Consider the following 21,298-nt stretch of genomic DNA (forward strand, 5'->3'; position numbering starts at 1 on the left):
CGTCGCCACCATCGTAGGTCACACCTTCAACCGTTAGGTTGTCACCTTCAATGTCTGTCGCACCAGAAAGGAGGTCAGCGTCGGTGAATACAAGAGTTCCGTCTTCCTCGATTTCAAACGTTTTATCTTCAGAAACAGGCGCGTCATTAATCGGGCGTACCGTTAAATCAATTGCGCTGCTAATCGTTTCTTGGCCGTCACTGATGTCGAAAGTAAGGTCAAGTTCACCATTAAAATCAGCTGAAGGAACAACGGTGAAAGTACCATCACCATTGTCTTGAACTGTTGCATCATCACCAACTTGAACGTTAGAAGCAACAAGCTCGTCCCCATCTACATCACTTGCGTATTCGAGTAATTGTTCTTGAGTGAATGTTATGGAGCCATCTTCATCCATGATGTAAGCCAGATCTTGTTCAGCTTCTGGCGCATCATTTTCACTTTCCACTTTGATTTTAAACGTTTCGCTTAACGTTTCAGAATCAAAGTCATCCTCTACTTCGCTAATGGTCTCTTCGTCAGAAGCTTGAACATCAACTGCAAACGTCTCTTCTACTGTTTGTGAATCTAGCTCATCACCAACTTGTTGGTCACCCGACTCTGAAGATGTCGCACTCGGCGCTGCTGAAGTACGCGCAGCTTGGCCTTGTTCTTCATTACCTTCAGCGTCTACACCACCTGTCGCAGCCTCTGCGATATCACCACCTACAGCTTGTGCGCCCGCTCCAGCACCGCCACCACTGCCAGCAGCGTTATCCGAGCCAGCTTCAGAAGCGGCTCCACCAACTACATTGGATTGTGCAGCGTCTGAATCTCCATCACTTTCTGGCGTCTCTTCTTGTACAGCCGCACCAGAAGCAGAGGCATCTTCAGCATTACCTGCACCACTCGGATTTTCGTCTAAAGCCTGGTTAACTTCGTCTGCCGCATCCGCATTTTCAGCACCCGTCGCTATTGTCGACGCAATCGTGTTTTGTTGATTTTGTTGATTCTGCTGTTGGGAGGGCGTACCCGCGTCGTTCGTGTCCGTTTGTTCTACCGCGTCATTTAGATCTTCATTTTGGTTGTTTTGGTTATTTTCGCCTGCCATTACAGCCTCCGTTGCTACTAGCTAACTGATCGTATTTATAGAGGCATTAAAGGACATCATTTTGAAAAACCAATTTTTTATACAACATTTTTCATAATTTCTTTTTAAAGAGAAAGAATCAAAAAAAATTTGAAAACTGCCTTTAAAGATCCTTAGTTATTGTGATTAAAGCAATTAAGGGAGTGGAGCGATGATAGACATGACGAATTTGTTGCGCTCGGTCGACAACAACCACAAAGGGCTGCAATTGCTATTAGGCGACTTTTACAATGACTTTTCTGACGCAGCCCTAAATATAGAAGCGCTTCATAAAGGTAATCGTTTTGATGAACTCAACAGTTACTCAAAACGATTGAAGACCATCTTAACGTTGCTTTGCGACCAAGACCTTCCGCCAAAAATGGCCAAATTGGAACACTTGAGTAGACACGAGTTTCCTGCGCCGGAAGATCTAATAGAGGATGTAAAAACTGAATTGCACAACGTCAATCGACAAATCAACCACTTGTTGGATATTAAGGAAGTAATAGATGGCAAGTAACCGAGGTCAGTCATGAGCAATAACCAAATAGAACATCACCTCAGAAAAGCACTTGTTTCCAATAACGAGGCTTCTAAGGTCACAGCTGATGACACTATTGTGCTTGCTAGTGCCATGACCAGCGTTCACAAAACGTTGCTCATTATATTCTTGCTCGCTTTGGTCGCTATTGCGGTGGCGTCACAAGCACGTATCGATATTGTTGTTTCTGTACGTGGCGAACTGCTATTGGAATCGGATGTTGAGAAAGTTCAGCATTTAGAAGGCGGGATATTAGAAGAATTATTAGTCAGAAAAGGGGAAGTCGTTTATGAGGGCCAACCTATCGCTCGAATACGCTCACTTGACCGTAACACTCAACTTGATACCGTCAATACTGAAATTATTCAGATAGAGCTCGATAAGATTCGTTATGAAAGCTTACGCGACATGATAGAGCCTAACTTCGACGCTTTCATTGAGAAATACCCTGAGCAAGTTCAGGTCAACATGAATACCTGGAGACAAGAATTCTCTAAAAACCGTTCAAATGAAGAACTCATTACACACGATATTAAGCACAAGAACTCGTTGATCAGTTCAATGTTAAAGCGTCGCAAAAGTTCAGAGAATCAACTCTCTCTGATACGTAAGCAGCTCAACATCAAAAACACCCTCTATAAAGAAGAGATGGCGTCTTATGTCGACGTTCTTAACATGAAAGTACAAGAGTCGAATATGGTGCGTGAGATTGAGAACCTTGACGAATCTGTGATGAATGAGCGTTTCCAACTCGACAAACTGGAAAAGCAACACCGTGACTTGGTTGAGAATCGAAACTCTGAGTACCAAGCACAAATCATTCAAGCGAACAAAGACCTCAAGCTAAAGCGAATCTTACAACCGCAGCATTCCGACAAGGTTGATCGCCTAGTCGTCTACTCGCCAGTCGATGGTGTGGTCGATAAACTTCACTTCAATTTCCGTTCTGCTGTGATTCCGCCAGGAGAAAGTATCGCCGATATTGCCCCAATAAATAATTCGTTACACGGTGAAGCGAAGATCCCACGTAAAGACATGGGATTTGTCGAAATTGGTCAGGCAGTGAAAGTAAAAATGGATACCTATAACTTTGCAAAATACGGGTTTGTTGAGGGAACCATCGCCTCAATCAGCCGTTCATCATACGAAGAAGAAGACGCTGAATTCTATTTAGCTGAGATTGAAATTGACCGAAACTTTCTTGAACGAGGAGGCACTCAATACAAGTTATCACCTTACATGGAGTTTACCGCTGATGTGAAAACAGGCTCGCGTCGCGTGATCGAATACGCTGCGAAACCGGTGATGTCAGCCATCGAGGATGCTTTCGATGAGAGATAATCAATGAGCGGTAAACCTTCGTACAATATTTCCATACCCGCCCTACGTCTAAGCATACTATTTAGTGTGGTATTGGCTGCGCTCGCTTTCTATTTATACTGTTCTTGGTCAAAAATAGATTCAGTCGCACAAGTGCAAAGCGCCCCACTGCTCATACAAGCCCAGAAGCTTAATCAGACCATAGAACAAGATATTCAAACTCTGCAACAGTGTTTAAGTACCAACACTTGCGGCACTAACCAATTCAACCTGGTTAACTTGAAGCTAGAAATTGATGAATTTCGCTCTTTAGCCTCGTTGAACAAAACCGAGTTCAGCTTGGTTGGGGCAACTGAATACACACAACTGGAATTGGCGATTAATCGTTTCTCCGATAGCGCAAAAACACGTAACGACGTATTAGGCTTGTACCTTTCATTGACCAATAACTATCTGCAGATGGACGACAACTATCGCACCATGTTTAACAACCATGCAAATGACTTAATGTCAGAAAAAAACGAGTTCTTTATCTGGTTGTTTATGGTGGTCGTGATATTGGCTGTGATTACGATTCTATCCAACTCAGTTGCTATGTTGAAGCTAAAGAAATCCAGTTCTAACGAACGCGAAATCGACTATGAATTCGATGCCCTGTATCAAGAGCTGAAGCAGCTAGATTTACAACGTCTTGAAGAGCTTCTTAATGAAGTTAGCATCAACCCCAAGCAGCGTCAGATTTACTCTCATCTCAAACTTATTTTCAGTAAATTAGAAGACCAAAAGCGCAATAACGATCTCTACAAACAGTTGTATGCGCTGATCGGTTATGAGATTCGCGGAATTACAAACACCATCAACGGTGGCGTCCAATATCTGGTTCAAGAAACCGATGAAAACGGCGTGTTGATGGCGAACGATATTACCTCTGCGTGTAGCACACTATCTGAGTTAGCAGAAAACTATAATCGCTTGATATCACAGGGTACGGAAAGCAAGTCGAAAGAGTTCTCTTTACTGAGTGTGTTATCTGAATTAATGATTCATATCAGTGCCAAAGTACAACGTAATGAAAGCCAACTTGACTGTTTTATCTCTGACAACTTACCCAATCGTGTAGAAGGTCAATCCACCAGCTTGTTCTGGATATTGTTCCTGCAGCTTTCCAATGCCATTCAACTCAAATCAAATAAGAAACTGTTTGTAACGATTGAATCGGGTGCGGCTTCAGACATGGAAAATACCCGTGTCACCATCAACCTCAACTTCTTATCAACACTGGATGTTTCTGTTGCCAAGCTCAACAAACTCCATTGGAGCGCACACAAAGACCATACAGCCAGCACAGATGACTTAGCGAAAAGCGTTCTGAAGGATTACGGATATTACGAGAGCCACTGGTTCCAGTCAGGGGCTCAGGAACGTTTTCAGATCGAGCTTGATCTTAAGGCTAAGAACTTCCACACAGAGAAAACTCGCTTTGATGGCAAGCGTTTACTCTTGTGTGCTAATACTCAAGTTCGCATCGATGTGATGAAGAAAATGCTCAGTAACTTGGGGCTTGATATCACCGAGATTCGCACTGCAAATGAGCTTTTCTCAGCGGCGAAAACGTTCGGTGATTACGATGCGATTATGCTCACCGATACCTTTGAACCCAACAAGCTGCCGTCGTTGAGCAAGACGGTGAAATCTCAGCTTAAGAACCACCCAAATACCAAGTTACTGTTGTCAGTGACCAACACTCAGCAAGCACAAGAGTGTCATAGCTTCGTCGACAAAATCATCAACGCTCCTGCTATCCCTTACGAGTTCATTCCAAACCTACTCACCATTATGGAAGCGGAAGCATCGGAAGAACAGATGGAAAACAGCTCATTCCTTATCGTAGAGGATGACCGAGTTCAACAAATTTTACTGAAACGAATCTTGACCAAACAAGAATATGAACCAGACATGGTTGGCGATGGCGCCGATGCCGTGAAGCACTTTATGAACAAGCGTTCTGACATCATCTTCATGGATTGCATCATGCCGGGTATGGGTGGCATCGAAGCCACAAAACGCATTCGCCAATTCGAACAAGAAAACGAGAAAAACCCTTGTACCATCATAGGTGCAACCGCATTGACCAGCAGTAACGAACACCAGGCTTGTATTGAGGCCGGAATGGATTACGTAATCAGCAAACCTTATAAAAGCGACCAAATCATCAAGGTGATCAACAAGTATGTGGCGGTACAAAAACTTAACTAGCAGCATCATAGCTGCGCTTACATTAAGCACGACACCTTCAGCATCGGCGACTACCCTGCTTGAGGCGGTAGAACTCGGTCTGCAGAACAGCCTTTCTCTTCGGGCGAGTGATAAAGGGGTCGAAGAGAACGAGTACAACATTGGTATCAGCCGCTCAAAATTTCTTCCTTCCCTCAATGGTGCTGCCGATACCACATGGAATGAAAATGAAACCTTGCTATCAAGTGTGCCTGATGAAACTTCAAGCTATAACTCGAACAGCTACAGCCTTTCCCTTTCTCAATCGATCTTCAATCTGGGCGATATTTTCAAATATGGGACGGCAAAGCTCGACTTCAACATTGAAGAGATTAAACACGAGAACAAAATCCAAAGCACTATTTCAGAAATCGGCTCTCAATACTTTGAGTATTTGAAAAACAACGCACAAATTAAAGCGACCAAGGTAGAGCTTAAGTCGTCTGAGACGCGTGAACATCAAATGCGACGCAATGTGGAACTCGGCAATACAGCCGCCAGTGAGCTTTACGAAGTGATTGCTCAGAAAGAAGGTGTGTCGAATCGATTGAGAACCTTGCAGAAAGAGCGTCGCGTCATTCTCAACGGGCTATCGATTCAGATTCAATACCCTATCACTCCGTCTCAAGATATCTACGAAAGTGTGCCTTTAAAAGAGATAAACGAAACCGAACAACGATCAATCATGGATCAAGCGTTAAAGCTCAACAACGACTTGTTAGTGGCTAAGAAAAACGTCGAGAGAAGCCGCAGAAGCTTAAAAGAGAGCGGTTCGAACTTCTTACCGACCGTATCGCTTTCAGCCAGCTATCGACACGATGACGCCAATAACTTCGACAAAACCGACATTACAGCGACAGGCGAAAGTAACTCAACCAGTGTTGGGTTAAACCTAGCAGTTCCTATCTTGTCTGGTGGCTCTGATTACTACGGCTATCAAAAATCATCGACGGCCATCGAACGTACTGAGCTGCTTTACCAAGATTCGCTTTACACCACACGTAACAGTGTGAATACCTCCGTGCTCAACATTAACGATTTCTCGCAGTCTATAAGCAGTTACGAAAACATCATTCGCGCCAACTACGCGTCTTATAAAGGGATCCAAAGAGCCTACCAATTGGGCACGCGTACTATCACCGACTTGCTGGCGGCGGAAAGTAAACTATTCAGCGCCTTAAGAGACTACGAAAGCGCACGATACGACTACATCATCGAGACCATCAAGCTTGAGCAAATTAAGGGAATACTCTCAATTCAATCTATCGAAAGCGTGATGCAATTAATGAGCGATATTGAGGGACGAGACAATCAAGATTTGGTGCCTAAACATCTTCTCTCAACGGAGTCGTTGAGGAAAGGAGGTCGCAATGCAAACTGAGCAGTTTTCGCAAAAGATCAACATGGCAGATAAGTGTTATCTGACTTTCTCAACGATAATATCGACCCTGTTTGGTTTGGTACTGCCCTTCTCCATTCTGATCATTTTTGACCGAGTGTTACCCAACCAAGCACAAGATACTCTGTTCTTATTGTTCGCGATTATCTTGATTTCTATCTTCCTCGACTATCACTTAAAAAATCAGGAAGAGAAGATTTCCTCTGTCATCATGAGGCAGTTTGAGACCAACTTAACCAATAAGGTATTTCAATCCATCTGTTTGGCGGAAATCTCTAAGTTCCGACGTTTGGAGCCAGGCGAATACCTAGAACGAATCTCAACCATTCCTGAATTGAAAACCTTCTTTGGTGGCGAATCGGTTCGAGCGCTTATCAACCTTGCCGTCAGCGTGATCACTATCCTCATCATAGGACTCATCAACATATGGGCTGGCATTATCCTTCTGATTGCCTCTGTCATCTTGGCTATTTTTGCGTGGAGCCTTTCCAAACAAAAGATTGGTAGTTTGCAGAATAAGTCAGACATCGAAGGGTTAACTACCTCCAAAATCATTGAGATCATCTCTAGCCCGCTTGATATCAAAGCTCGAAATATGGAATACCGCGTTGAAAGCCTGATGACACAAATGGTCGAAGAGCGCGAAGTTGAGAACATCAAATATGAGCAAATCGAGTCGAACTTTGGCTTGATTTTGGCGCTCATCCAACAGCTATCCATTGCTTGCGTTGTTGTGGTACTGGCAACGGCCGTTATCAATATGGAATCTAGCCAAGGCATCATGGCCGCGATCATCATGCTAACCAACCGTTATTTTGCGCCTTACCAACAAGTGATGCGCACCGCGAGCCGTTGGGAGTTAAACAAACTCCATATTCAGCGTATCGTTGACCTCCTTGAATTGGCCGCCTCTGTTAAACACCAACATGAAACAACAGAAGTAGAACGTATCTCGGTTAAGTATTCTGAAAAGCAGCGTATCGAGTTCGAACTCGGACAAGCCTATTTGCTGACAGGGAAAAGTGGTTCAGGTAAGACCCACCTCGCTAACTGTATTACGCGTCAGAACAGTGATAGCAAACTAGATATCATGATTAACGACACGCCTTTGGATGACGTCAATTACAACGTTTGGCGTAACAGTGTTCTGATGGTTGATAAGACCAGTTCGTTCGTAGAAGGGACGATTATCGATAACCTCACCTGTTTCCGCCCAAGCTTGAATAACACGGCGTTTGCACTGTGTGAAACCATGAACATCAAAGCCCAAATTGATGGGCTTCCTGCCGGTTTTTATACAGAACTCAAAGGCCATATGCGTAACCCATTCTCACGCCAAGTTGGCTACGCCCTATTATTAGTTCGCGCCCTGCTCGCCAGTAAGCGCGTATTGATATTTGATGACATCGACTGTGTGTTTGATGAGGAATTTGCACGAATGGTTCTCACCAGTACGGCTTATCGAGCCAACGACAAAATCTTGATCATCGCCAGTAATAAAATGGACAAGCTTAACCATCGCCTCAAACGCGTAAAACTTACCGGAGGTGACCAATGAGTATCTTAGTCGACTTCAATAATGTACCGCAACGTGTCTTGGATTTTGAATCCAGCGGATACGACGAACGTTACAGTCAATCGCCACTTATCCGCGGTTTGGCCTACACCTTGATAGCACTCGAATGGGAAGGCACACCCGCGATACTCAGCGATGCTTTTATTCCGAAACACAAAGACAGCGACAGCTTTACAGCAACCATAGAGCGTCTTGGGTATCGCTGTGATGTGACCAAATTAAAGACACTCGAGAATATAGATAAACACCCTCAGCCATGCTTTATTGAAATAGAGAATCTAAGTGCGATTTTCTTAGGCACCAAAGACGGAAAGTTGCTGCTGTTTGATTACACGAACAACAACACCATTGAATACCCAATGTGCAAAAAGCCCTGTTTGCTGATTGCGATTAGCGAATATTCTCGTCTGTTCCGCGAGCCACCTCCGGAATCGCAAGACAGAAGCAATTGGATTAAATACGCTTTCTATCGTTATAACAATGAACTTAAAAGCCTGATCATTCTCAGCTTCGTCATCAGTATTCTCGGTGCATTGCAGCCATTCTTTATTATGAGTGTATATAACTTCGCACTGACTTCGAGCTCCGAAGCCACACTCTATTGGCTAACCTTATTCGCCATTATTGTCGGCTTCTCTGAATACTTTTTTAAGAAAATGCGCGTCAACATTATTGCGACCTCCGGTAAAGACCTCGCCGTGCACATCTCGCAAGCCGTTATATCTAAATTGCTTTGGCTACCCTATGCGATGACATCTACTGCTGGGGTCTCTTCTCAGCTAGCACGTTTGAAAGATATCGATACCTTCCGACGCTTGGTGACTGCCGAATCGACGCTCAGCTATTTTGATATGCCGTTTGTGATCGTATTTATCATCGCCATTGCTCTGATGTCTGGTACAGCGGCATTGGTGGTGATGGGCGGCTTAATACTGATGTTAGTGTTCTGTATTTACTCGCGCTATATCTACTCGCAAGCCACATCCAAAAGTTCGCGTGCCAATGCGATGGTTTCGTATCAATGGAATGAAATTCTTCGTGGTATCAAGACTATCCAAGGCCTGCCTTTACTTCGTGTCGTTCAATCTCGATTCAGCGCATCGCATATGCAAAGCACCAGCGATGCAGAGAACGTTGCCGTAACGAACAGTAAGATTCAGGCCGCTGGCGGTAGTTTGATCCAAGTGATTGGCACAGCAAGTATCGTGACTGCAGTTATTGGCGTGATGGAAGGTACTTCTGATGCGGGTGCCATGCTCGCGACCGTTATTCTGGTTTGGAAAGCGTTAGGCCCAATCATGGGTATCTATAACTCAATTTCCAAGTTCCAGTCGATCAAAGCTTCGTCCGCACAGATCAACAATTTAATGTCGATGAATGACGACAAATTAACCTTAGAGAAAAGCCCGCCTATTCGCCTGTTCCAAGGCAGCATCGTGGGCAGCGGTGTCAGTCACCGATACGCGGGAGCAGCAACCGGCTTAACTAACTTGGGGTTCAAAATCCCACCCAGTGCAAAAGTGGTCATTTGTGGCCCAACGGGCTGCGGCAAAACCACCTTAATTTCAATCATTGCTGGGTTAGAAGACCGCTATCAAGGCGCAGTCTCTGTCGATGGTTACAACATTAAACAGTTCAATAGCTACCGTTATCGCACCTCGATTAACTACATCCCTTTTAATTTGCATATTTTTGAAGGCTCACTCGAGACCAACTTCATTCTACACAACGGGCTGATTCCAACAGACAAGATGCAAGAGATGGTGAGCTTCTTCGAGTTAGATGAATGGCTTCCGGAAGGCTTAGCTACTCAGTTAAGCGTGGATAAATGCAAAAGTCTCCCGAATGGAATTCAACAAAAATTGCGTCTGGCACTCGGCTTAGGTAACTGTGAGCAATCTCTGATTATTATTGATGAGCCATTCAATGGTGCAGAAAATGAAAATGCGCAGTACTTTAACCGTTTGTTCAGCGATAAGTTGCTGAATAAAACAGTCATTTTTTCGACCAACGACCCTGGTTTGATCGCAACATCAAACATGAGTTTAGTGTTAGAGCCGGATGGAAATTTGAAATATTTTGGCTTAACAGACAAATACTTAAACAGCTTAAGCTAAAACCTCAACGCTTAATCACAATTCGCTATTTAGGGAAATGGATATAATTGACAAATTCATAAGCGAGAGGGATGATTCGCCCCAATACCACAGGTAACAAGGAAGAATATGTACACATTCGTTGCAGACAAGCTTGATGTAGCTTACTTATCCGCAATTCCTGAAAACCACCAACTTCAGGAGTGCGATGTACCTGAAGAAGAGATGGAGCTTCGAGAGATCGTTGAGGTTTGGTATGAGTCTGCCTTCCTACCCGCTTTCAATCTTCAGAAAATAGACATTGAGAACAAAGCAGAGCTCACCATCGTACAAATGCACGTATTCAGCAATGATACGAGCACACTCGCCTTCCTACTAAAAAACAGAGTGTATCGCGCCGCACTTAACAGAGTGCTCGGTATTTGGACATTAGAACCCTCTGCAAAAACCGTATTAGAGCAACTTCTTTTCGAATTAAGCCTCGATAACAATCGTCCTCATTAGTAAGCTTTTTAAGTGATTCATCAATAAGCATAAAATTAAACAAACTGCCAAACGCTATAAATTACTAATAAAAGAACGCATTTCCAAATAAGCTCTGGAATCACAAGAACTTATACCTCTCCCACACTTACGTAAAATTTACCGTTTCAAAGTTTCCATATCGGCATTTTTATTCTACTGTTTTTATATAACGACAGTTGGATGGATCCTTATATGGCGATTACGGTTTGGAATAACCTTTCAGTCAAACATAAACTCTTTGGCTTAGTTCTACTTCCCATTTCATTATTACTCTTCCTAGCAGGTAGACAGGCTTATATATTAACTACTCAGTTAACCGATTTTGAACGAACCAATCAGTTATCTGTCTATCTTCAAGATATTTCTATTTTGTATAGAAGTACCTTAGCCTCTAGCCCTGAAGAGTTTGCTACTCAAAGCAACCAAGTAAAGGCAGAACTTAAAAACCTGTCTCCCATCATTTTTTTAGACGCATCTGATGAAATGAATCAACTTGTTGCCGATTTCAGCGAAGCGACCTTATCGACGATGCAAGTGACTGACACTTACGATAAATTGGATGCCCTCGAATGGCAGAGCGATTTATACAAGCAACTGTTACTTGAAGTAGAGAAAGTCCCTTTTGAAAACACTAAACGTGAAATTCAACAGCACCTCACTGCCCTTCAACAACTTGAGTGGTTGATGTTTTGGTCGAACGAAGAGTTCAAGCTTGGTAGTTCACTGATTGAGATCTTCCAAATCAGCCAAGAGTACGACCCAGAACTCGCCGAACAGATCAAAACCTTGAGTGAAAGACAGCAATTGTTCTTAGAGCGCTTTGTTTCATTGAACGCCAACGAACATCAAGTTTCTTTGATGGTTGAAGTGTTTCGAAATGATGTGTTTGCTCAAAGCCAAGAGATAAGAAGCGCGCTACTCGACCTAAATACAATCAGCCAACTGACGCCACAAGAAGTGTCTGTCGGCTTAGAAGCGATGAGCGCACGGCTCAACTTATTACAAAGCCTTGGCGGCGTAATCAAGCAAGAGTTTCAACAAGAAGTTGAGCAAGCCATCTATGACGCGCAAATACAACGAACCCTGTTTATTTCAATCGTCGCTTTGCTGGCTGCGATTGTTATGGGTTTAACTCTTAGCTTGGCGAGACAAGTCACTAACAACCTTAATTTGGTGTTAGCTTTCTTAAAAAGCGAAAATGATGACACGCGCCCTTCTTTAGATAAATTAATCCAAGGTAAAGATGAACTCAGTCTGTTTGCTCAGCAAGTTGAACGATTGACCATCGAACGAGAGCTCGCGAAAGAGAAATTGACGGTAGCAAAAGAAGACGCAGAGAGAGCCAAAGAGGATGCCGAACACGCGAAAGACAACGCAATACAAGCCAGCAAAGCAAAAAGTAGCTTCTTGGCCAACATGTCTCATGAAATTCGCACCCCGCTCAATGGTGTTATTGGTATTTCGGAAATCCTCGCAGATACGCCGCTTACACCGACACAACGTGACTATGTTGATACGATCGAAACTTCATCCCAACTGCTCCTTAGCTTAATCAACGATATCTTAGACTTCTCTAAAATTGAGTCTGGCATGCTATTAATCAGCCCGCATTCTGCATCGATTAGAGAGTCGATATACGACATCGCCTCTATTGTGGCACCAAAAGCGAAAGAACAAAGAATATCGATTAACGTTGATATCAGCCCAGATACACCAGCACGCGTGATGATAGACGATCACCGTTTAAGACAGATCTTGATGAACTTTATGTCGAATGCGGTGAAGTTTACGGCTGAAGGTGGCGTCACATTATCAATTCAAACGCTCAACAAAGCAGATAACAATGCCACCATTCGATTTGCTGTACGAGATACGGGTATTGGTATCGATTCACTGCAACAAAAACAGATATTTGAACCGTTCGCTCAAGAAGACGATTCAACCACACGTCAATTTGGTGGTACTGGTCTTGGTCTAGCCATCAGTACACAGTTGGTAGAGCTGATGGGTGGTCAAATTCAACTCGACTCCGTCAAAGGTGAAGGAAGCTGTTTCTACTTCGACTTGGTATTGCCTGTTGACTTGATACTGCCAAAACCAAGTACAGCAACGGCTGATATTTATGTGCTGGGTAACGAAAACATGCTCTCCGAGCGAATCGAGTCCGACCTTAACCTTTATGGTTTGAAGGTTACCGATAAAACGAATGATATAACGGCAATTACAGAGCAGCTCTCCACTCAAAAACACACTAAACCTATTACTGTTGTTTTCTCCGAAGATGACGCATTCCTAGCTAATACCCACGCAGATAACTTAGAAAAGCTGCACCAAAACGGCATCACTATCTGTTTGATACGTTCCTTCTTAAGTGAGCCAGCGAATCTTGGTGACAGCGTTACTGCACAAGTCGCACAGCCCCTACTCGGCTTGCGTTTAATTAAAGCTATTGAGCTTTGTGATACACGAGGTTTGGCGGAACTATCAGAAGCAAGCCAGACATCAGTCGAGATCCAACACAAAATCCTCATCGTTGAAGACAACAAGATCAACCAAAAAATTGCTGGTCTTCATGTCGGTAAAAGTGGTTTTGAATTCGAGTTCGCTAATAATGGTCAAGAAGCTGTGGACATGTTCACCGCTAATCCTCATTACGCGGTGATACTCATGGACTGCATGATGCCGGTTATGGATGGCTTTGATGCAACAAGCAACATCCGAAGAATTGAAAAAGAAACAGAAGCGACGCGACGCATCCCTATCATTGCATTGACCGCCAGTGTCATCGATGACGATATTCAGAGGTGTTTCGACGTTGGTATGGATGACTATGTACCAAAACCATTCAAGTTCGAAATGCTTAAAGAGAAAGTACTCACCGCGGTAGAAGCTATGCCACTACCAGCTTCCTATAAAGCTCAACCTAAGAAACAACCTGCAACTGTCACTCCAATTATCAACGGGGCTGCGACCAAACGTACTTTGCCTGAAGAAGCGGAACAAAACGCAATTCCGAGCAAATCAGAGAGAATATTGCTAGTCGAAGACAACCGCGTCAATCAAAAAGTAGCTTCTATCATGCTGAAGAAGGCCGGATATGCCTTTGAAATTGCAGACAACGGACAAATTGCCGTTGATATGTACCAGAACGACAGTAGCTTCGACATTATTTTGATGGATTGCATGATGCCTGTTATGGACGGTTTCACGGCAACTAAGGAGATTCGAGAACACGAGAAAAACCAAGGCTTAAGCAAAACTCCTATTATCGCGTTAACCGCTAGTGTTATCGATGATGATATTCAAAAGTGCTTTGATTCCGGAATGGATGGATACGTAGCGAAGCCCGTAAGAAAAGAAAAGCTATTCCATCAAATAGAAAGTGCGACTTGTTAGGAGATACCTCATGGATTGGATTAGAACAATAAAAACACTTCCCCGCAGAGTCATGTTGCCAGTCGCGGTAGGGCTATTAGGAAGCTTGCTTTTTCTAAGCCCTGCTCACGCCGCTGAAGATTATGCCATATTTTCTTTAGACTCCGGATTTGAAGAGATATCAATAAACAAAGCGCGAAAGCTCTATAGAGGGAAAACTAAGCACCTCAATGGCAAACGTGTTGAACTGTCTGATTGGCCTGAGAACAGTGCCGAAAGAGAGGACTTTTATCAGCTTTTGCTTGGAAAAAATGCCGCTCAAATGAATGCACACTGGGCTGGTTTATCTTTTTCAGGAAAAGCGCGTTATCCAAGAGAAATCAAAACGGCGTCAACCGACAGCTTAGTCGACTGGCTTGATGACAAACCAAACCGTATTGGTTACTCCCCACTCTCTTCGGTTCCTCAAAATGCCAACGTTCTCTACGTTATAAGTTCGGAGAAATAATATGAAAAGAATAATTACGTCAGTGTTATGTGCCTCAATGGCCTCTCCGGCTTTTGCGAATATCGAACTTACCGATAATTTATCCTTGAGTGGCTTTGGCTCAACGTCTTGGGCAACATCGGATAACGATAATCCATTAATCATCAACCGCGGTTTTACTGATGAGAGCTGTTACGACTGTGATACCACATTTGGTGTTCAACTCGATTACTTCTACAACTCATTCAAAGCTTCCGTGCAAGTTGTCAAGCCACCCCAATATGATTGGAGTGAGCCGCAGCTAGAGTGGGCTTACTTAGGTTATGAATTTAATGACTTTGATGTCAGCATTGGTCGATTACGACTACCATTATTCCTTGCCTCTGAGTACTACTATGTGGGCCAAGCCTATATGACAGCAAGGCCACCGACAGAGGTGTATAACAGCGTTCTCGGAGTCACAGCTTTCAACGGTATAAAAGTGAGCTGGACTCATGATGTCAGTGACGAAGCTACTCTTTTACTTACTCCGTTTATCGGCATAAAAGATAAAAATGACGTAGATTTCAACTCGACTACAAAACTGGAATTTGAAACCAACCGAATGTTCGGTGCAAACCTTCAATTAAGTGGTGATAACTATCGTTGGAACTTATCTTTCCTTGATTCAAATTTCGATCAAACGACAAAAATTGAAAACGTTGGCACGCTTCCAACAGCAGACAACCAACACATCCAACTTTGGTCGCTAGGCGCTGAATATGAATTTGGCCAAGCGGTATTGGCGAGCGAAGGTCAAATCAGTGACGTTTCTTCATCCATGTACGCCAGCCTAGGTTACCATTTAGGAGTATTCACACCTTACGTAGTATACGGCGCGCAATTTAACGCCAATGAGCACTTAGAAGGGAGTAGCTACTTAGTTGGTGTAGATTACGACTTGATGTCAAATATATCTATCAATGGTGAAATGCAATTCTTCGAAGCTCGTAGGTCAAACGGTGCCTTTATTGACGCCCCTAAAACCGATAAAGATGCATTGCTCTACACCATCATGTTGAGTTTTGTTTTTTAGCTCGAATTCAAATCGATGGTCACTTGCAGCAATTAAGATCCAAAAAAGCCAGTCGAATATTCGACTGGCTTTCTCAATAACGGTTTATCAGCTTACCATTAACCCATCTAAAGATTATGAGCTTGGCGCGACTCGTTTATCTTTCAACTGATCAATAACATAGTCAGGAGCTACTTTACCTAGCTCACCTAAGCAATCATCGGTCTTTTCATTTCCGTAGCGCACATAGATATCGCATACCGCGTATAGCTGCTCTGGAGAACCAGAGATCAAATATGCTTTCTCGAACGATTTAGTCGACTTGTCGATATCCAACTCTTCTTGTAATACCCCATTTAGGTACCAGTAGTAGCTGTTATTTTTCGCTAGCTTCGCAGCCACTTCAATCTCTTTGGCTGCCGCAGTTTTGTCTTCAAGGCGAACCAGAGTCAACGATTTCGAATAATGCAGAGCGGCGTTGTTTGGCACGCTCTCCAAACCACGATCTAATACTTCGACTGCTTGCTTATCTTTGTTCTGAGCTCGAAAATTATCTGCGTAGCTCAACCAAACTTGCGCTTCTTTTGGATGCGTATTGATCAGCTCTAGATAAACCGTTTCCGCCTTATCCCAGTCATTGTGCCAACGAAGCACATCAGCAAACAGTAATTGGTACTTTTCAGATTCTTGCGTTTCCAAGAAGCTAATAAGCTCTGTGACTGGTGGTTCAATTTGTGCTTTCTGCTCGTCATCCAATGCATTGAAGTCACGGACTAGGTTTGACGTTGCCGTATGGCGAACCATGGTATCGCTGTCTTTTAGCAAGGGTGAAACTAACGCCCAGCGATGTTCAAGTTGGTAAGGTTCAGAACCGATAACCGCCGCTTCACGAACTTCAGGGTTTTGATCTTTTAAGCCTCTTGCCACCGCCACCAGCGCATTTTGGCTTGGATATGAAGCAAGCTCTTGCAGTGCACCAGTACGATTTTCAACAGATTGATTCTGATCTTGTGCCATGTAAGACAACTGTTGAATGCGGGTTTGAGTGTCCGTCATTTCAAGCACTTGATTGATATTTTGTGCTGGCGCGTCAACCGTTTGCTGTACGCTATTCGCAGCCATCGCAGACGTTGAAATTAATGCGGACGTTGAAATCAATAAAGCAACAGCCGTCGCTAAACTCTTCTTCATCATAGTATTACCTTAAACTGGAGAACTTAGCCTGTCCTTAGACTCGTATCTGATTAAATTTTTCTTGGACCTGTTGATCCAAAGAACGAGTTAAAACTTGGTCTCGAACGTGGCTTGTTGCGCCTGTTTTGCTCGGTGCGCCATCAATACTGAGTCGCTGAATTTACCATGAGCAACCGGATGCCCCATTGCACGAGCGATGTACGCCATCGACTTATCGACATGAGAAAAGAACTTATGCCAACCTGCACATAAGTAGTTCAAGCCCGGTTCGCCTGCACGAGTTTTGATAAAGCGGTTCTTAGGGCACTCACCATGACAAGCGAACTTGTAATCACACTGCTGACATTGACTGGTCAGTGTGCGGGATTTAGCAAAACCAAACTTTTGCTGTGGTGCGCTGTACGCCAAATCATCAAGTTTCTCGTGATGAATATTACCAATCTTGTATTCAGGGTAAACATAATGGTCGCATGAGAAAACATCGCCATTTGACTCCATTGCTAAGCCCTTTCCGCATATCTCGTTCAAGGTACACAGTGGGTTCGGACGCCCAATCCATGTTTCTACGCTCGCTTCAAAATACTGAACAAACACCTTACCGATGTCGTTCTTAGCCCACTCGTCAAATACAGAAATAAGGAAATTACCCCAAGCCAAATCCGACACACACCACGATTCCATGATCGAATCTTTATGGCCGGGGATCAGGCGTTTGTCGCCTTGTTTAAGCTGCTCGCTTACTTGGGATGTTTGTGGTGCAACCGTTCGGAACGTTTTCTGTTCAACGATAGGAATAAACTGCATTTGTGGCGACTTCACCACATCACGTAAGAATCGGTACACTTCTAGTGCATTTTGACTGGTCAGGTTGTTCACGCAGGTTAACGTCGCGAATTTCACTTGGTGCTTGTGCAACAGCTCAACAGCCGCCATCACTTGTTTGAACGTACCACGACCGGCTCGGTTAGTACGGTAGGCGTTATGCAGCATCTCTGGGCCATCAATACTTAAGCCGACCAAGAAGTTATTCTTTGCTAAGAACTGTCCCCAATCGTCATTCAGTAACGTGCCATTGGTTTGTAAGTCGTTTGAAATCAATACACCTTCAGGTTGGTACTTCTTCTGTAGTTCAACCACACGTTCAAAATAGGCCAAACCAAGCATGGTAGGTTCACCACCCTGCCATGAGAAGATAATTTCCGGCGTATTCTGGCCTTCGATGTATTGTCGGATATACGTCTCTAACGTTTCATCATCCATTCTTGGAGAACTGCCTTTCTTGTACTCCAACAAATCTTGCTTACTTAGGTAGTAACAATATTTACAGTCAATGTTGCATGCTGCGCCAATCGGCTTAGCCATGACATGCAAGCGCTTAGACGCTTTACCGCTATATTGTGGACCTTGAGTAATATGCATGATTTACCTACCTATTTTAGTATTCTGGACCCATCATAATTCCTATTCGATCAGGTGACATGTTATACCCTTTATAACCAATAGGAATGACCTTAAACGTTAGAATTAGACCCTATTTCGAACATCTGAGGCACGTGATGAAATTTCTTAATTACAAACAGTTAGCAACAATTAGCAGCGTCACCATGACTATCCTTCTGAGTGGCTGTGCAAGCGTGCCTACACACCCCATCGCCCAACAAATTGACCAAGAGATGGTGTTGGTTGAAGGCGGCACATTCACCATGGGGTCGAACGGTCCAGAAGCGACCAAAGCAGAGCGTCCTGCACGTAATGTAACTGTAGATAGTTTCTATATTGCGAAGTTCGAGGTGACTCAAGAATTGTTCGAATCGGTGATGGGTTCATCTCTCAGTTATTTCCAAAACCCACAAGTTCCGGTCAATAACCTTAGTTGGCAGCAAGCAAACTATTTTGTTGAGCAGTTGAATGAATTAACGGGTGAAGAATACCGTCTGCCTACTGAAGCTGAATGGGAATTTGCAGCCAAAGGTGGCAATAAAAGTAAAGGCTATACTTACAGTGGTTCCAATAACTTAGATGATGTTGCGTGGTACTCAGCAAATTCTAAAAATAGCGCACATCCAGTCGGGCTAAAGAAACCAAATGAACTAGGCTTATATGACATGACAGGAAACGTGGGCGAGTTTGTTATCGATGCCTTCGATGACACCTTCTACCGATTCGGTCCAACAGACAACCCTAACAACGCAAAACACAGCGACGTCGGTTTATCACACAAATCGGTTCGCGGTGGCAGCTTTGCTTATGACGAAAATGAATCTGAAAGTTACCGTCGTGACTTCGCAAGCCAATCGATCACTATGTCAGATATGGGGCTGCGTTTAGTTAAGGATGTGAACTAGCTAACGAAGCGAACTAACTAAAGATGCCGAAGGTTATGGTTCACTAATCGTCACCAACAATACTAAAAATACGATTCGCACTGCACACACGTTACAAATCTGGCCAAACGTTGGAAACCTGACCAAACATTAGAACTCAGCGGCAACTGTGAATAAGGAAACTCTATGCAATACACCAAGCTTTCAGGACTAACCCTCGCGTTACTCTGCGCTCTCCCAGCTTCAGCTGAGGAAAAGCCAAATCTAGTCCTTCAAATCACGGTAGATGGCCTGCGCGCAGATCTAATCGAACGATATAAGCACAACTTCGGTGAAGGCGGTTTCCGGTACTTAATGGATGATGGTACCTACTACACCAACGCAAACTACCAACATGGCAACACGGAAACGATCGTGGGCCATGTGTCGCTTGCAACAGGTGCTCCACCGAGCGTACACGGCATGGTAGGTAACGTTTGGTATGACCGTAGCGAAGAACGTTTGGTGTATAACGTAGAAGACGGTAACTACCAAATGCTGACCTCTGGTGCAGGTGTCGATAAAGCAACAGAGATCGACCCAACGCAGAAGACAGCACAAGGCGATGGCCGCTCTCCAGAGCCAATACTCTCCACCACGTTTGGTGACGAACTGACGATTTCCAATAGTGGCAAATCAAAAGTATTCGGTGTATCAGTGAAAGACCGCGGCGCAATCTCATTGGCAGGACACAGTGGTAAAGCCTTCTGGTTCTCCAAAGCACAATCGGAGTTTGTCACCAGTAACTATTACTATGACGAGTATCCAGATTGGGTATCACGCTGGAACGAGAAAGCGATTGCTGCTCAGTATTCCAAACAGAAATGGGAGCTCTCATTACCGCGTGATAAATACACGTTGCAAGAACACGATACCGAACACAAAGTGAAACTCGGTGACTTCCAACGCACCTTCCCTCATCCTTATGGCCCGGCAAGTTACAAGTACTACAGCACAACGCTAACCGTCAGCCCTGCTGGTGACGAAATCACGGAAAACTTCGCTAGCACCTTGTTGATGCAAGAGAAGCTTGGCCAAGGCGACGTGACCGATTATCTGTCAGTGAGTTTCTCATCAAATGACTACGTGGTGCACCTTTACGGCCCTGAAAGCCTAGAAACAGAAGACAACCTTATCCGACTTGATAAGACTCTCGCTAAGCTTTTCAAAACCGTGGATAACCAAGTCGGGCTAGAAAACACATTGATTGTGCTGTCTGCCGACCACGGTGTACCTGAATCTTCACCTGCGGCAAATGCGCTTGGTTTCAATCAAGCTCAATACTTCAATAAAGACACACTACTCTCGAGTGGTGTTGAGAAACGATTGAAGGATGAATTTGGTTTAACCAAAGACGCGATTCGCTTGTACGCACAACCTTACATCTATCTGAATCATGATCTGATCGCTGAGAAGAAGCTTGATCTGGCTAAGGTCCAAGAAGCTATTGCGGATGAAATTGCAAAAGTGAAAGGTGTTGCGTTTGCTGTATCAAGTAGTGACATTGCGGCTAACCGAGTACCGGATACGCATGTGATGCAGCTAATTAAAAACAACTACCACCCTGCTCGTTCTGGCGACGTGTACGTAGTATTTGCACCGCGCAGCTACATTAACGACATGGAAGGCCTCCAAATTGCCTCTACACATGGTTCTCCGTGGAAATACGACACTCATGTGCCTGTGATCTTTGCAGGCTACGACGTTGAAGCTAAGAAGGTATCGCGACCAGTGACGCCATATGACATTGCGCCAACGCTTTCGAACAAACTGGGTATCACCCAACCAAGCGGGTCAATCGGAGAAGTGCTGCAAGAGATCACTGAGTAGACTCAATCTCTAAGGTTTCGTGAGCTAGATTTCGAATCCAGCACCCACTCAATAAAAGAGCCGTTTATCTGTTTCTGACTCACTAGGTCGAAACAAATAAGGTTCATCGCGGATTAGCGGGAACTAAAAACAAAAACGGTAGTAAGTGATATG

General features: G+C 44.0%; 15 protein-coding genes. 12 read left to right on the forward strand and 3 right to left on the reverse strand.

Features of this window, described 5'->3' with window-relative positions; all coding sequences use genetic code 11:
- Nucleotides 1–1,090: cadherin-like domain-containing protein (locus tag AB6E51_RS22530; RefSeq protein ID WP_372140201.1), on the reverse strand; the 1,090-nt coding region annotated here is incomplete at its 3' end.
- Between the two features lie 190 nt (nt 1,091–1,280).
- Between AB6E51_RS22530 and AB6E51_RS22535 the strand changes: the two genes are divergently transcribed.
- From AB6E51_RS22535 to AB6E51_RS22580, 10 genes are all read left to right on the forward strand, one after another.
- On the forward strand, nt 1,281–1,631 hold the full coding sequence (locus tag AB6E51_RS22535; protein ID WP_065584860.1) for a hypothetical protein: 351 nt from the start codon (nt 1,281–1,283) through the stop codon (nt 1,629–1,631).
- 12 nt (nt 1,632–1,643) lie between these two features.
- Nucleotides 1,644–2,993 carry an HlyD family type I secretion periplasmic adaptor subunit gene (locus tag AB6E51_RS22540; RefSeq protein WP_017060459.1) on the forward strand — a complete coding sequence of 450 codons (1,350 nt, stop codon included), beginning with the start codon at nt 1,644–1,646 and terminating at the stop codon, nt 2,991–2,993.
- 3 nt (nt 2,994–2,996) lie between these two features.
- Entirely contained in the window at nt 2,997–5,228 is a 2,232-nt protein-coding gene (locus AB6E51_RS22545) for a response regulator (protein WP_372059098.1), read from the forward strand.
- Nucleotides 5,203–6,627, forward strand: a complete 1,425-nt coding sequence (locus AB6E51_RS22550; protein WP_372059099.1) for a TolC family protein — start codon at nt 5,203–5,205, stop codon at nt 6,625–6,627. Before AB6E51_RS22545 ends, AB6E51_RS22550 begins: the two co-directional genes overlap by 26 nt.
- Complete coding sequence (locus AB6E51_RS22555; protein ID WP_102332851.1) at nt 6,617–8,203, forward strand: ABC transporter transmembrane domain-containing protein; 1,587 nt, start codon at nt 6,617–6,619, stop codon at nt 8,201–8,203. The genes AB6E51_RS22550 and AB6E51_RS22555 overlap by 11 nt, the downstream gene beginning before the upstream one ends.
- Nucleotides 8,200–10,338 (forward strand): ATP-binding cassette domain-containing protein, encoded by a 2,139-nt coding sequence (locus tag AB6E51_RS22560; protein WP_017067905.1) that lies wholly within the window; start codon nt 8,200–8,202, stop codon nt 10,336–10,338. Before AB6E51_RS22555 ends, AB6E51_RS22560 begins: the two co-directional genes overlap by 4 nt.
- A gap of 108 nt (nt 10,339–10,446) precedes the next feature.
- The gene (locus tag AB6E51_RS22565; RefSeq protein WP_372059100.1) at nt 10,447–10,821 is read left to right on the forward strand and encodes a hypothetical protein; all 375 of its coding nucleotides are present in this window, start codon (nt 10,447–10,449) and stop codon (nt 10,819–10,821) included.
- A gap of 213 nt (nt 10,822–11,034) precedes the next feature.
- Entirely contained in the window at nt 11,035–14,238 is a 3,204-nt protein-coding gene (locus AB6E51_RS22570) for a response regulator (protein WP_372059101.1), read from the forward strand.
- 10 nt (nt 14,239–14,248) lie between these two features.
- Nucleotides 14,249–14,725: a hypothetical protein gene (locus AB6E51_RS22575; protein ID WP_017060466.1), complete on the forward strand. Its 477-nt coding sequence runs from the start codon at nt 14,249–14,251 to the stop codon at nt 14,723–14,725.
- A gap of 1 nt (nt 14,726) precedes the next feature.
- On the forward strand, nt 14,727–15,779 hold the full coding sequence (locus AB6E51_RS22580; RefSeq protein WP_102428975.1) for a sulfate ABC transporter permease: 1,053 nt from the start codon (nt 14,727–14,729) through the stop codon (nt 15,777–15,779).
- 114 nt (nt 15,780–15,893) lie between these two features.
- Here AB6E51_RS22580 and AB6E51_RS22585 read toward each other — a convergent pair whose 3' ends face one another.
- Both AB6E51_RS22585 and AB6E51_RS22590 read right to left on the reverse strand, forming a co-directional pair.
- Entirely contained in the window at nt 15,894–16,952 is a 1,059-nt protein-coding gene (locus AB6E51_RS22585; protein WP_372059102.1) for a hypothetical protein, read from the reverse strand.
- Between the two features lie 87 nt (nt 16,953–17,039).
- Nucleotides 17,040–18,371 (reverse strand): anaerobic sulfatase maturase, encoded by a 1,332-nt coding sequence (locus AB6E51_RS22590; protein WP_372059103.1) that lies wholly within the window; start codon nt 18,369–18,371, stop codon nt 17,040–17,042.
- 137 nt (nt 18,372–18,508) lie between these two features.
- Between AB6E51_RS22590 and AB6E51_RS22595 the strand changes: the two genes are divergently transcribed.
- Together AB6E51_RS22595 and AB6E51_RS22600 are read left to right on the forward strand one after the other, a co-directional pair.
- Complete coding sequence (locus tag AB6E51_RS22595; protein ID WP_017060470.1) at nt 18,509–19,297, forward strand: SUMF1/EgtB/PvdO family nonheme iron enzyme; 789 nt, start codon at nt 18,509–18,511, stop codon at nt 19,295–19,297.
- Between the two features lie 165 nt (nt 19,298–19,462).
- Entirely contained in the window at nt 19,463–21,145 is a 1,683-nt protein-coding gene (locus AB6E51_RS22600; protein ID WP_017069461.1) for an alkaline phosphatase family protein, read from the forward strand.
- Nucleotides 21,146–21,298 lie beyond the last annotated feature (153 nt).

The organism is Vibrio sp. 10N.247.311.47, from assembly GCF_041467535.1.
GTDB lineage: Bacteria > Pseudomonadota > Gammaproteobacteria > Enterobacterales > Vibrionaceae > Vibrio > Vibrio crassostreae_C.